The following is a 14,565-nucleotide window of genomic DNA, read 5'->3' as shown; positions in this document are numbered from 1 at the left end:
TGCAGCATGATATTTGCGCCTGGACGATGGCGGAGGCGCTGTTTGGCGCATCGCGGGGTTACCAGAATGTGATTCAAATTGTTATCGATCACAACGTGGGGGCGGGGGTGATTACCGGCGGAAAGATCCTGCATGCGGGGAGCCGTAACCTGATAGAAATCGGCCATACTCAGGTCGATCCCTATGGTAAACGCTGCTATTGCGGCAATCATGGCTGTCTGGAAACGGTCGCCAGCATCGAGAGCATTCTGGAGTTGGCCCAGCAGCGGTTATCCCAATCCATGAGTTCGATGCTGCACGGCGTACCACTCACGGCGGAAGCCTTGTGCGACGCCGCGCTGCGGGGCGATCCGCTGGCGAATGATATTATTGTGGACGTCGGGCATAACGTGGGGCGAATCGTGGCGATCATGGTCAATCTGTTCAATCCGGATAAAATTCTGGTGGGGTCGCCGCTGAATCAAGCCGCGGATATTCTCTATCCGGGGATTATGGAATGTATTCGGCAGCAGTCGCTTCCCGCATACAGTCATAATCTACAGGTGGTCGCCACCGAGTTTTACAATCAGGGCACCATGCCCGGCGCCGCATTGGTCAAAGATGCGCTGTACAACGGTTCTCTGTTGGTAAAATTGTTGCAAGGCTGATCGTAAAATCCTCATCTATTCGTTTGTTCGCCCTCCTGAAAAGCAAAATATTGAGCTAACGCAAGCTGGCTGCTCTGGCTATCGCCTAGACTTTTGACTTCGACATTGGATTTTACATTTTTATTTATTTCCCTGGTGGTTCCTTCCGGAGTGGTATCTTCATGTTAAAGCGTATTTTCATTACAGGCACGGATACGGCCATTGGTAAAACGGTGGTATCAAAAGCGTTATTGCAGGCGCTGGCGAAGTCCGGCAAAACGGTGGTGGGCTATAAGCCTATTGGCAAAGGGTGTATCGAAACGCCGGAAGGGCTGCGTAACAAAGATGCGATGATCCTGCAGGAGGCTTCGAGCCTTTCTCTTCCGTATGATCAAATCAATCCGGTCGCGTTGCCGGAAGACGAGATTAGCGCCAGCGAGCTGACCATCAATTATTGCGCCATGACGGAAGGACTTCAGCAGATCTCCGCGATGGCGGACGCCGTGGTGGTCGAAGGTAGCGGCGGGTGGCGCACGTTAATGAATGATATGCGCACTTACTCAGACTGGGTCATACAAGAGCAGTTGCCGGTCGTCATGGTGGTTGGTATTCAGCTGGGATGTATCAACCATGCGCTGCTGACGTCGCAGGCGATTCTCAACGACGGACTACCGCTGGTTGGATGGGTCGCCAACCGTATCAATCCCGGTCTGGCGAACTATGCCGAAGTCATCAACGCGCTGCGCAGGAAAATCCCAGCGCCGCAGCTGGGCGAGCTGCCGTATCTGCCGCGTCCGGAACAGCGCGAACTGTCTTCCTACATCGATCTGTCTGCCCTCGAACAGTAACGTTTCGACCGGCGTTCCCGCGCCGGTTCGCTCCTCCCTCTCTCATAGACCCGGCGCGCTTCGCCGGGTTTTTTGTCCTGCCGGTCGAAAGTTAAGCGTTTGCATCAGACTTTGCTATTTTTAACACGTAGCCTGCCGTGACTTCCTGAAGTGACGGTTTTCGCTATTCAGTGATTCCCATTATCAAGTGCGAACTCTTTCCTGCAGCGTCATTGGCTGCCCTTTGGCGTCCGTGCTCAGGAGTATCTGCGTGAATAAAAATTTCCTTGCTTGGTTTAAGTCCGAACAACTTCCCGCTTTTCCCGCTAAAGGGGCGACGCCTAAGCCTGGCGAACACCCTGATACTACGATCAAAGCCGAATTGTTTTCGGCCGATCAAATGGAGCGCTATGGTCGAAAGCTCGCGCGGTCCCACAAGCTGACACAGGAAAATGCGCCGTATTATTTGCTGAAAAATCTGGCGGAGCATGAGGCGGTATTGACCCACAGCTGTGATGTGCTCAACGCCAGCGACAAATCGGCGATTACGCCAGCAGGGGAATGGCTGCTTGATAATTTCTACCTGATCGAAGAACACATTCGCGCGGTTTTTCAGCATCTGCCGAAAAACTTTGGCAAGGGGCTGCCGCAGCTGGGCGCGCCGTTTAATGGCCCGCGCATTTATGACATCGCGACGGAAGCGATTGCCCATGGCGATGGTCGTTTCGATGCCAAAACGCTGATGCGCTATATCGCGGCTTATCAGGAAATTACGCCGCTGACGCTCAGCGAGCTGTGGGCGCTGCCTGCGATGCTGCGGCTGGCAATTATCGACAACCTAAGACGCGTGAGCGTGAAGGTGGCAACCGCGCAGCAAGAGCGCAACCTTGCCGATGCCTGGGTTGACAAGTTTCTGGAAGGCGCCGAAATCGATCCTTCCAATCTGATTATCGTGATTGCCGATATGGCGCGTTCCAACCCGCCGCGTTCCAACTCCTTTGTGGCCGAAATGGTGCGCCGCCTGCGCGGACACGGCAACATGCTGGCGCTGCCGCTTACCTGGGTTGAGCAACGGCTGGCAGAGGAAGGGTTGACCACCGACGCCATGATCCACCGCTTCAATCAGCAGCAGGCGATAAATCAGCTGTCGGTGAGCAATAGTATCGCCAGCCTGCGGCAGCTGAGTGAAACGAATTGGCCGGATTTTGCCGAATCAATGAGTCTGGTCGAACAAAGGCTATTGCAGGATCCCGCGGGCATCTATGCCGCGATGCATTTTGATACCCGAGATCACTATCGTCACACCATCGAAATTCTGTCCCGCCAGTGTCCGTACAGCGAAATAGAGGTGGCGGATGCTGTCTTGGCGATGGCGAAAGCGGCGCCGGAAGGCGGACGGAAGCGCCACGTCGGTTACTATCTCGTGGATAAGGGCCGCGCCGCGCTGGAACAGCAACTTCAGGTGCATTATCCGCCGTTCACCCGGTTGCGTCATTGGTTCAATCAGGAGCCGCTTTTGTCGTGGTTGGGTAGCCTGAGCCTGTTGACCACGGCGCTGAGCGCCGACCTGTTATTACGCACCCACGAAGCCGGCATGGGATGGACGCTGTGGCTGATGGCGATCCCCGCCATTGTTGTTTTCAGCCAACTGGTGCTGGATTTGCTGGGTGACGCCACTATGCAAACGCGCACGCCAAGTCCGTTGCCCAGACTCGACTTTTCCACAGGTATTCCGTCGGATTCGCGGACGCTGGTCGTGGTGCCGTGTCTGCTTAGTAGCCGGGCGAGCGTCGATAAGCTGATCAATAGCCTGGAAGTGTGTTATCTCAGCAACGTCTCTCCCAATCTCTATTTCGCGCTCCTGACCGATTTTCCCGATTCCGCCACCCAAACGCACCCGTGGCATGACGAGCTGCTGTCCTACGCGACCCAGCATATCAAGCGTTTGAATCAGCGCTATTCCAATCCGGTGGACGCCTTATTTTTCCTGCTGCATCGCAATCCGCAGTGGAATGAGAAGCAGGGCGTGTGGATGGGCTACGAGCGTAAGCGCGGCAAGCTTCAGGCCGTGAACCGCTGGCTGCGCCAGCAGAGCAATGAATTTGATACCATCGTCGGCAACCAGAGCCAAACGCTGGACGACATCAAATATGTCATCACGCTGGATAGCGATACCGTGTTGCCGCGCGATGCCGCACACAAGATGGTGGGCGCCATGGCCCATCCGCTTAACCAGCCTATTTTCGATGTGGATAAAGGGCGCGTGGTGGCCGGATATGGCATCCTGCAGCCGCGTCTGGCGGAGGAGATCCCCCGTTACGGACAGAGTCGGTACGCGGCGTTGTCCAGCGCCATTCCGGGCAACGATCCCTACTCCTATATGGCGTCTGATATTTATCAGGATCTGTTTAGCGAAGGATCTTTCGTCGGCAAGGGGATTTATGACGTCGACACCTTTACCCGCGCTAACGAGGGCACCTGTCCGGAAAATCTGGTGCTAAGTCACGATCTGCTGGAAGGGTGCTATGCCCGGTCGGGACTGCTGAGCGATGTGCTGCTGTATGAACAGTACCCCACCTGTTATTTGGCCGATATGGCGCGGCGAACCCGCTGGGTGCGCGGCGACTGGCAGTTATTGAACTGGCTGGGCATTTATGTGCGGCGGGAAGATCGTCGGCGTGTCGCTAACCCGCTGAGCGGCTTATCCCGCTGGAAACTGCTGGATAATCTCCGGCGGAGTCTGTATTCACCGAGCCTGTTGATCGTCCTGTTTTGTGCGCTGACGTGGGCGCCCAATCCGGTGAACTGGCTGACCGCCGTCGCGATGGTTCTGCTGTTGCCTACCGCGCTGATGTTGATTTATCAGATCATCAGAAAAAACCGGCGGCGCACGTTCTCGCAGCATTTGCGCACCGTGTTCAACACCGCGTTACAGCGTTTGATGCGCGTTGGGATGAACCTGTCGACGCTGCCGTATGAAAGCGTCAATACGCTGCGGGCTATTGGCGTCACGTTGTGGCGTCTGGTGATCAGCAAACGCCACCTGCAAGACTGGGTGAGTCTGGATGCCGGTCTTGGCCAGCATCTGCTGCGCCGCGTCAACGCGCCGCAACAATACTATCTGGTGATGTGGGCTAATCCGGTCGCGGCGGTGCTACTGATGCTGCTGACGGCCTACTTCAATCCGCTGCTGCAAGTGGTTTCCATCCCGTTGGGCGTGTTGTGGCTGTCAGCGCCGCGTCTGCTGTGCTGGCTAAGTCGGGAGCCGCAGCGAAAGAAACAGGGGCTAACGGAAGATCAGCGTCGGCGGCTGCGTGAGCATAGCCGTGAAATTTGGCTGTTCTTTGAAACCTTCGTCACGGCAGAAGAAAACTGGCTGCCGCCGGATAACTTTCAGGAAGAGCCGGGACCGATTGTGGCGCGTCGTACCTCGCCAACCAATATCGGCTTGTCGCTGTTGGCGAACCTGACGGCATGGGACTTCGGCTATATCAGTCAGGCCAGCGTGCTCAATCGAACATCGCTGACGCTGGATACGCTCGACAAAATGGCGCACTTCCGCGGTCACCTCTACAACTGGTACAGCACCGACACCCTGACGCCGCTGGCGCCGCGCTATATCTCCAGCGTCGACAGCGGCAATCTGGCGGGACATCTGCTGACGCTTCGTTCAGGGTTGGTGGCCATGCGAACGCAACCGGTCATGGACGTGACTCAGATTCTGGCCGGGCTGGACGACACGCTGTCGCTGCTGGAACGCGTGTGGACGCGCGCGCCGGGCGCATTGAATCAGCTCCGTAAGAAATGGGCATCCGCGCACGACGCGCCGCTATTCCGTTTCGGCGCCGAGCTACAGGCGATGCAGGGGGTAAGCCATACCTTGGCAGAGCTGGCCGCGGCAGAAAGCCATGTCATTCGACGCTGGGCCGACAGCCTGGATGCGCAGATTAGCGGGATAAGTCAGGAGTGGTCACAGCTATTGGGCTGGATGACGGAAGAGGATCGCGCCGTCACGACGCTCCCGTCGCTGGTCTGGCTGGCGCAGTACACGTCGTCGGTGACGACGGCACACTCCATCTCTATGTCCTCCGCCATCGAGCTGTCGCAGCAGCGATTGTCGATTCTGGCCGAACTGGAACAGCGCCTGAGCGACCATGCCAATATGGATTTCCGCTTCCTCTACAACCCGGTGACGCATCTGCTCAGCGTGGGCTACAACTGCGACGCCAACGTCATGGACAGCAGCAGTTATGACCTGCTGCCGTCGGAGGTGCGACTGACCAACTTCGTCGCCGTCTCCGCCAACCAATTGCCGACAAAAAGCTGGTATGCATTGGGACGGCTGTTTACGGTGATTGATAACGAACCGGCGTTGATGTCGTGGAGCGGTTCGATGTTCGAATACCTGATGCCGCAGCTGGTTATGCCGGACTATCCCGGTACGTTACTGGAGCTGATGAGTCAGTCTGCCGTGAATCGCCAGATTGCGTGGGGAAAAATTCGCGGCGTGCCGTGGGGGATTTCCGAGTCGAGCTATTACGCCTTCGACGTCAACCGCAATTACCAATATCACGCGTTCGGCGTACCCGGTCTGGGGTTGAGGCGAGGTCTGGGTGACGATACGGTCGTCGCGCCTTATGCCACGTTACTGGCGTTGATCATTAACCCTGCCAAAGCCTGCGAAAACCTGGTGACGCTGGAGAATAACGGCGCACGCGGTGAATACGGTTTCTATGAGGCGCTGGACTACACCACGTCGCGTCTGGCGCAAGGTCAGTTTTACGCCATCATTCGCTCGTACATGGCGCACCATCAGGGAATGGGCCTGCTAGCGTTGTCTCACGTGCTGCTGGATGCGCCGATGGTGGAGCGTTTCGCCAGTACTCCGATGTTCCAGTCTGCGCGTCTGTTGTTGCAGGAGCGGATGTCTGAGGTGGTAGAACTGTACCGGCCGCGCCGACACTTCGAGTCCCATGAAGGGGTGTTGAAACCGGCGAAATACGACATTCGGGAGTTCAAAGATGTCGACAGCCCGATCCCGGAAGTCCAACTGCTGTCGAACGCCGATTACCATCTGATGCTGACGCAGGGCGGCGGCGGTTACAGTCGCTGGCGCGATTTGGCGCTGACACGCTGGCGTCAGGACAGCACCTGCGATAACCGGGGCTCGTTCTGCTATCTGAAAGATACGGCGACCGGCGAAGTGTGGAGCAACACCTGGCAGCCCGTGGCCGGACAGGAAGGGCAACATCGGATCGTGTTCACGGACGCGGGCGCCGAGTTTATCCGCCTCAATGGGTCGCTGACCGTACATACGCATGTGGTGGTGTCGCCGGAGGATGATATTGAACTGCGTCGGATGACGCTGGTTCATCGCGGTCGTCAGCCCCGCAGCATTGAGCTTACCTCTTACGCCGAAGTCGTTCTGGCACCGGCGGCGAACGATCTCGCGCACCCGGCGTTCAGTAATCTATTTGTACAAACGGAACTGTTGCCGGAACAGGATGCGATTCTTTGTCATCGCCGCCCGCGCGAGCCGGAAGAAGCCTGCCCATGGTTATTCCACACCATGGTCGTACACGGCCACAACAGCGGGGAAACGTCCTTTGAAACCGACCGCGCCGCCTTTATTGGCCGGGGGCGCAACAGCGCGACGCCGTTGGCGTTGGAGCGGGACGGCTCGCTCGCCAATAGCGCGGGCGGGGTGCTGGATCCCGTAATGGCGATCCGCCAGCGCATCCAGCTGGTGCCGGGCATTCCCGTCGTGGTTGATCTGGTCTATGGCATCACCGAAGCGCGTGACCCGACCATCGCGCTGCTCGAAAAATACCGTGACCGCAATATCGCGGACCGTGTCTTTGAGCTGGCGCGGTCCCACAGTCAAATTGTTCTGCGTCAGCTGAATGCCAACGAGGACGATGCCAGCCTGTTCAACCGTCTGGCGGGCGGCGTGCTGTTCCCGACGCAGGAGCTGCGGGCCGATGCGCACACCATTATGGCGAACCGTCGCGGGCAGTCGGGCCTGTGGGGGAATGCTATTTCCGGCGATTTACCCATCGTCCTGCTGTCCGTCAGCAGCAACGTCAATATCGGGATGGTCGCCACGTTGGTTCGGGCACACAGCTACTGGCGTCTGAAAGGGTTGCCGGTCGATCTGGTTATCATCAACGCCGACCTCGGCGGTTATCAGCAGGATCTGCAAAACCAGATTCTGGGCCTGATTTCCGCGGGCGATGCATCCAGTCAACTGGATAAACCCGGCGGCATCTTCGTGCGCGGCGATATCCATATGTCCAATGAAGATCGCACGCTGCTGATGAGCGCGGCCGCCATCGTTCTGGACGACCGCGGCGACAGCGTGATTGAGCAGCTTAATCAGCGGATGCAAAACACGCTGTCGCTGCAAAAACCGCTGGCTCCGCTCAGCCCCGCGCTGCCGGATCGTCATACGCCGTTCACCCCGGAAGTCAGTCAGCTGCAGTTCTTTAACGGCCTCGGTGGTTTTTCTCCTGATGGACGCGAGTATCACATCGTGCTGAACGAAGGCGAGAATACGCCCGCGCCGTGGTCCAACGTGATTGCCAACCGGGAATTCGGCACGGTGATTTCAGAAAGCGGTCAGGCCTATACCTGGTACGAAAATGCGCACGAATATCGTCTGACCCCGTGGGAAAACGATCCGGTCAGCGACGCGTCCGGCGAAGCGTTCTATCTGCGAGATGAAGAGAGCGGACACGTATGGTCGCCGATGGCGCTGCCGGTCAGAGGGCATGGCGCGTATCGGACTCGACATGGCTTTGGCTACAGCGTGTTTGAACATCGTGAGTCGGGGATCGACAGCGAACTGACCGTGTTTGTCGCGGAAGAAGCGCCGGTCAAATTGTTTATTTTGACGCTGACCAACAAATCCGGGCGCACCCGTAAGTTGTCCGCCACCGGGTATGCCGAGTGGGTGCTGGGCGATTTGCGGTCTAAATCGGCGATGCACATCGTGACGCAGGGAACGCCGGTTGAGCGTGGGTGCTCAATTCTCGCCAAGAACTACTACAGCGGCAATGGTTCAGAGCGAACCGCCTTCTTCGCCGTGACCGGCGCGCATTGCTCTATCTGCGGCGATCGACGCGAGTTTTTAGGACGCAACGGTTCACGCGCGGCGCCTGCGGCGCTGAAACTACGCCGTCTCTCCGACAGAAGTGGCGCGGGTCTTGACCCGTGCGGTGCGGTGCAATCGGCCCTCGCGTTGATCGACGGCGACCAGCGTACGCTGATTTTTGCATTGGGCGTCGGACAGGATACAGGGCAGGCGGAAGCGCTGATGCGGCAATACCTTGGCGAAACCAGCGCACGGAGCGAGCTGGAACGGGTGCAGCAATACTGGCGCGGTATCGTGGGGAAAATGCAGATTGCCACGGCGGACCCGGCCACCAACCTGCTGGCGAATGGCTGGCTGCTTTATCAGACGCTCGCCTGCCGTATCAACGCCCGCAGCGGGTATTACCAGTCCGGCGGGGCATTCGGTTTCCGCGACCAGCTGCAAGATTCGCTGGCGCTGACCCATATCGCGCCGGAACGGATGCGCGAGCAGATCCTCCTGTGCGCCTCTCGTCAGTTTATTGAAGGGGATGTCCAGCACTGGTGGCATCCGCCGCAGGGTAACGGCGTACGCACGCGTTGCTCGGATGATTACCTCTGGCTGCCGTTGGCGATTTGTCATTACGTGGAAGTGACCGGCGATGTCGATGTACTGGATCAGCCGGTGCCATATCTTGAAGGTCGTTTGCTTAACCCCGGCGAAGAGTCGAGCTACGAACAGCCGGGCATCAGTGCTACGGTAGAAACGCTGTGGCAGCACGGTGAACGGGCGATCGCGAACGGTCTGCGCATGGGGCAGCATGGTCTGCCGTTGATGGGCTGCGGCGACTGGAACGACGGTATGAATCTGGTGGGCCTGCAAGGCCGGGGCGAAAGCGTCTGGCTGGGCTTCTTCCTGTATACCGTATTGCAGCGCTACGCGACGCTGGCCGACACGCGCGGCCTGGCGGATAAAGCCGATTTCTATCGGGATAACGCCGCGACGCTGAAAGAGAACCTGAATACCCACGCCTGGGATGGCGACTGGTATCGTCGCGGCTATTTCGATACCGGAGAGATGCTGGGTTCACATACCGCCGAGGAGTGCAAAATCGATGCGATTGCGCAAAGCTGGTCGGTCTTGTCCGGCGCAGGCGATGAGGCTTATCGACAGAAGGCTATGAAGGCGCTGGACGCACATCTGATCGATGATGCGAACGGTATCATCAAACTGCTGATGCCTCCGTTTGATGGTCATGGTCCTAACCCCGGCTACATTCGCGGTTATCTGCCGGGCGTGCGCGAAAACGGCGGACAATATACGCACGGGGCGATTTGGGCGGTGATGGCCTTTGCGGAAATGGACAATACCGAACGGGCCTGGGAACTCATGTCGATGATTAACCCGATCAATCACAGTCTGGAACCCGCATCGGCGCAGCGCTACAAGGTGGAACCTTATGTCATTTGCGCAGACATCTATGCGGTCAATCCCCACAACGGACGCGGCGGCTGGAGCTGGTATACCGGTTCTGCGGGCTGGTCTTATCGACTGATCACCGAATCACTGCTGGGGATCACCCGTCATGGAGACAGTCTGTCCGTGGCGCCGCATCTCCCGGCCGACTGGCCGCAGCTGGAGATACGCTATCAGGAAGGCAGCAGCCAATACGTGATTACCGTAAAACGCGGTGAGCGTGAAGATCGTGTGACGGTGGATGGTCAAGGCATCCGGGATGGTCTGATTCCGTTACAGGATGACGGCGGAGTACATCAGGTCGAGGTCTGGGTTGGCGGGGAGGCGTCAGTCGGGCAATAACCGCGGAGTCAAAAGCGCGTCCCGCGAGTTTGACTCTCGCGGGACGCGGTGGAAACACAACCTGTTTTATTGCGGGGCGTGTGCCGCAGGCGTGCTTTCCGCCGGGGCTTCACCTTCGGCAAAGCGGGTATAAACGATCTTTTGCGAATCGTTTTCGCAATGACCGACCACTTGTCCACCCGCCTGACCTACCTGATCGTTAGGAACGATATCCAGCTTGAAGCCAGACTCCGGTACGCCGTTTTGGACGATTTTGTGAGAGATAGCATCACGAACGCTTTCACAAGATGCCTGTGCGGCCAGGGGGGCAATCACGAAAAGCGCGGCAGTTAACATTATCGTTTTTTTCATTTCATCACCTTTGTTCAAAGAAACCTAACAACTGCCCGGCTGGATGCCGGGACAAGGGTCGGGACTCTCTACAAGCGTAGACGAAAAGTTACGGCATGACAGTGCGGCCGGTACGACGGTCAAGACAGCGGGATGTATTCGGCTCCCAATAGGCGTTGACGTTGGCACTGGTCGTGCAACGCTCTCTGCCGTCAATCGCGTTTGCCGTTTTATCAAACTCTTTTTCGACCCGCTGATTCACTTTCTTGCGGAGTCGCTGGGTTTCATCCCACTGTTCCTTGCTCTGGCGGGCGGCTTCCTTGGATAACGCGCTGTTGCCGTTATCCACAATGATGTGATCCGTCTGCGCCTGAGCCGTCTGCCAACTCGCCGTGGCCAGCAACAGTGACAGCGGAATAACAAAACGCAGTGCTGATTGGTATGACTTCGTGTTCATTTTTCACCCTGAATTCGGTATGTGCCAACGCGATTGTCGCTGTGATGCCAAAACATTAACGCTGTGAATGACAACGAAACTATAACCGACCCGCCATTCACGTCAATCGCACGTGGTTAGACCGCGCTAATACCCATACAAACTATACTGATATTGTCGACAGCGGCTTGCGCTGCCATTTCTTGGTTTCAGGAGGCTTGATGAGTACTAAAGAAATATTCCCCTACGCAGGTTCGTCTTTCGTGATCACGTTCAGTCCGCAGCTTGTCATTAAAAACACCTATTCAAAGGAGGGCGATAAGGTGACCGCCGAATTCATGGTCGGTGATATGGCGGGAACGGTCATGACGATCCCGTTTCAATGGGAATCATTGCCGGACGATTATTTTCTGATCGCCTGGCAGGAGGACGATAAGTCGACGGTGGTTCATTGCGATAATTTTGTGAAAAAAACCTCACGCGCGTTTTACACGATGATGGATGGCAGCTTCTACGTCATGAAGGGGGAAATATGTTAACACGCTGGTCGTATCGCCGGGGGCTGCTATTGCCCTTGTTACTCGGTTCCGGTCTGTGTCAGGCGCAGACGCCGGATAAAAACAGTACGATTCGTTATTGGAGCGTCTGGGTGGATAAGGCGGGGATTTCTCATCAGGCGAAGTGCGCGCTGAATACGCTCAAACTTGAGCAATTCAGCGTGAAGGGCGATCCCGAATGGGTGTCTCAGCAAGATCTGCCCACGTCGCGTTATGTCTTCAATATCATGCCGGTCGGTTGGGTGGGGCCCTGGCATAAAAATCCGTCGCCGCAGTGGATTATTCCGCTATCGGGGCGTTGGTTTGTCGAGACGATGGATGGTAATCGGATAGAAATGGGGCCGGGGGAAATGTCTTTTGGCTATGACAAAAATGCCGGGATGTTTGGCAAAAAGGTGGGCCATATTTCTGGTGCCGTAGGCCATGAACCCGCCAAAGTGATGGTCGTGCAGGTCAGCTCCGCGCTCGAAAAGCCCCAGGATGAACGATGTCCTGCGGGAGGAATCAGTCTTTAAGCCTGTTGAAATTCTAACTGGGGTCCGCTTGGAAAAAGGAAAATATCCCACACCAAGGCTATTTTGCACAAACTGGTATCAACAGCGCGTAATAGCCGGTATTTTCCAGACCCCTGTTTCTTATTTCACCCAGCCGGTGGATAAAGATGGCACGGGCGACAGCATCACGGACTCCCCCTTATTTAAACCGGTGTGCACGCGGTGACATAGGGCCGGTTCGAGTCAATTATGATCCAGCACGTTATTACCCTTAGTTTTATCCAGGGGCGTGGCTGCGATGCAACCACGCCCACGTTGCAGAGATACTAACGTTCTGAGAAACGCCTAGAATTGGCCTTGTCTGCCTTTTTTGCAACAAACCCCTCTAAACGATTTTTACCTTATAGGGTAAGACTAGCGATACAATTAATCCCACCATCAGACCAGCCGCCGTAAGGTATAAAGCATGCTGCGAGCCGCTCACAATTCCATCACGTAAGGTATCCCCCTGTAAGCCGCCGAGCCCTCGATTTGCAAAAGCCACCAGTACTGCAATTCCGATGGCATTACCAACATTCAAAGTCGTAGAGGCCATACCAGAAGCAATACCTTGCTCTCGATGTGCTACGCCTGAGGCGGCAGCTATCCACATTGCGGTCCAGACAATACCCTGACCGAGGCCTGAAACGACTAGTCCTGGTACTATATACATATATGATGCACCCACGAAAATGGCAGGAGCTAATGCCAGTGTGCCAACGATACCAATCGCAAAACCGACAAACAGCGTGGTACGCATAGTAAGACGATTCGCTAAGCGCGCACCTAATTGCGTTCCTGAAAATATAGCCAGTGAGGGCACTATGAATGCGAGCCCTGTCTGCAAGGCGCTGTACTGTTGCACGTTCTGGAACAAGACAGTCAAGAAGTATGGTAGGGCACCGAAAGTGCCCATATAAATAAAGGTGATAACCATGCTGATGACCAAACTGCGATTGGCAAACAAACGTACCGGCATCAAAGGATCGCGGCTGCGTGATTCAATTACGGCGAAGACCAACAGGGATAACGCTGCCAGCATTAAAGCGACGACAATCTGAATAGCCTCCCAACCATCCTCAGGTCCTTGAACCAACGCGTAAACCAGCAACGTTGCTCCAGCAGTTACTGTCAGTGCACCCGGCAGATCGAAGCTACGGCTATTGGTTCGTGCTTCATCTTTTGGGATAACAAAGAACGCGGCAACGATGGCAATGCCAGCCAAGGCGACATTGACGAAGAAAACTGATGGCCAGCCGTATGCGCTAGTCAATACGCCACCGGCAAGTGATCCAAGCGTCAGACCACTGGCGCCAGCTCCTCCCCATATAGCGAGTGCTCTATTTCGCTGATGTCCTTCCTCGAACAACCGATTAATTAGAGACAATGTGGATGGGAAGAGTAATGCAGCACCAATGCCTTGTACGGCTCGCGCAATAACAATCACCATTGGACTCCATGCAAACCCACCAACCAGTGACGACAATGCATATATCCATAACGCGAAGATGAATACGCGCCGCTGCCCCAGTAAGTCAGCAGCTCGTCCACCAAGTAATAGAAATCCACCACAAAACACGGTATATGCGCTGACCACCCATTGTAGGGTTTGTCCAGAAAAGCCTAGATCCGCGCCGATTTCCGGTAATGCTACGAAGATGATGTTGATGTCCAGCGAATAGATGAGTTGGGCAAAGGCGAGTAACGCCAGGCTCCAACTTAGTGAATTCGGCTCGCCAGAAGTACGCGAAGATATAGACATTGATAACTCCCTAATGTTCCATTGTACTAGAATTTACGTACTATATGGGTATGAGAGTACTAAAACAATAGTCATGAAGATAAGTTTGTTATAACTTGTTCTGCTATAAACGCATTGCTGAAAAATAGAGCCTTGATGATACCAAACCATCCTGAACGAGATCAGATTCGTATTGAGAATGTGTTGACCGCGCTTGGCAACCCTCTCCGCTTAACAGTCGTACGCGTGTTAGCTGTTGGTGGGGAACACTCATGCAGCGCCGTCTTAAGCGGCATTCCAAAATCAACGCTAACCCACCATTGGCGTGTATTGCGAGATAGCGGTGTTATCTGGCAGCGGCCTAATGGGAGAGAAAACTTGCTGTCGTTGCGCCGTGAGGATCTTGATGAACGTTTCCCTGGATTGCTCGACTCATTGTTAGGGGCGTTACAAAGCGATACATTAACGCAGGAGACAACAGCTAAGAGCTTGCCGCTGCGCTAATACGTACAAAAAGTTTGTTATTTCAAAAGTTATTTTTAATACGATGTTTTTAAATAGTTTATTTACAGCCTGTCCCAACGCCTGTCTCTTATACACATCTGACGCTGCCGACGAAGAGGAT

9 protein-coding genes are annotated in these 14,565 nt (G+C 55.7%); 6 read left to right on the top strand and 3 right to left on the bottom strand.

All coding sequences use genetic code 11. The features are described from left to right. The 3 genes from Q7O77_RS06610 to Q7O77_RS06600 all read left to right on the top strand — a co-directional run. Positions 1-647 (top strand): ROK family protein (locus Q7O77_RS06610; RefSeq protein ID WP_304164685.1); only part of this gene is annotated, 647 nt, incomplete at its 5' end. Positions 648-808: 161 nt separating this feature from the next. Then, positions 809-1,474: a dethiobiotin synthase gene (gene bioD / locus Q7O77_RS06605; protein WP_118895103.1), complete on the top strand. Its 666-nt coding sequence runs from the start codon at positions 809-811 to the stop codon at positions 1,472-1,474. 349 nt (positions 1,475-1,823) lie between these two features. After that, positions 1,824-10,343 (top strand): glucoamylase family protein, encoded by an 8,520-nt coding sequence (locus tag Q7O77_RS06600; RefSeq protein WP_369696210.1) that lies wholly within the window; start codon positions 1,824-1,826, stop codon positions 10,341-10,343. Positions 10,344-10,409: 66 nt separating this feature from the next. Here Q7O77_RS06600 and Q7O77_RS06595 read toward each other — a convergent pair whose 3' ends face one another. Beyond that, positions 10,410-10,694, bottom strand: coding sequence for a DUF1161 domain-containing protein (locus Q7O77_RS06595; RefSeq protein WP_304164680.1), 285 nt, complete (start codon positions 10,692-10,694; stop codon positions 10,410-10,412). Positions 10,695-10,782: 88 nt separating this feature from the next. Continuing rightward, positions 10,783-11,130, bottom strand: a complete 348-nt coding sequence (locus Q7O77_RS06590; protein ID WP_304164678.1) for a DUF1283 family protein — start codon at positions 11,128-11,130, stop codon at positions 10,783-10,785. A gap of 200 nt (positions 11,131-11,330) precedes the next feature. Between Q7O77_RS06590 and Q7O77_RS06585 the strand changes: the two genes are divergently transcribed. Both Q7O77_RS06585 and Q7O77_RS06580 read left to right on the top strand, forming a co-directional pair. Beyond that, a complete protein-coding gene (locus tag Q7O77_RS06585; protein WP_304164675.1) occupies positions 11,331-11,648 on the top strand; it encodes a hypothetical protein in 318 nt (105 codons plus the stop codon). Continuing rightward, on the top strand, positions 11,642-12,181 hold the full coding sequence (locus Q7O77_RS06580) for a hypothetical protein (RefSeq protein ID WP_304164673.1): 540 nt from the start codon (positions 11,642-11,644) through the stop codon (positions 12,179-12,181). The genes Q7O77_RS06585 and Q7O77_RS06580 overlap by 7 nt, the downstream gene beginning before the upstream one ends. Before the next feature lie 364 nt (positions 12,182-12,545). Here the strand turns inward: Q7O77_RS06580 and Q7O77_RS06575 are convergent, their stop codons facing one another. Continuing rightward, positions 12,546-13,961, bottom strand: a complete 1,416-nt coding sequence (locus Q7O77_RS06575) for an MFS transporter (RefSeq protein WP_304164670.1) — start codon at positions 13,959-13,961, stop codon at positions 12,546-12,548. A gap of 135 nt (positions 13,962-14,096) precedes the next feature. Here Q7O77_RS06575 and Q7O77_RS06570 point away from each other — a divergent pair, with 135 nt between their 5' ends. Next, positions 14,097-14,444: a helix-turn-helix transcriptional regulator gene (locus Q7O77_RS06570; protein ID WP_304164666.1), complete on the top strand. Its 348-nt coding sequence runs from the start codon at positions 14,097-14,099 to the stop codon at positions 14,442-14,444. The last annotated feature ends 121 nt before the right edge of the window (positions 14,445-14,565 follow it).

This window comes from Lonsdalea britannica (assembly GCF_946477055.1).
Taxonomy (GTDB): Bacteria; Pseudomonadota; Gammaproteobacteria; order Enterobacterales; family Enterobacteriaceae; genus Lonsdalea; species Lonsdalea britannica_A.
This window is presented reverse-complemented; position numbering and strand designations above follow the sequence as displayed.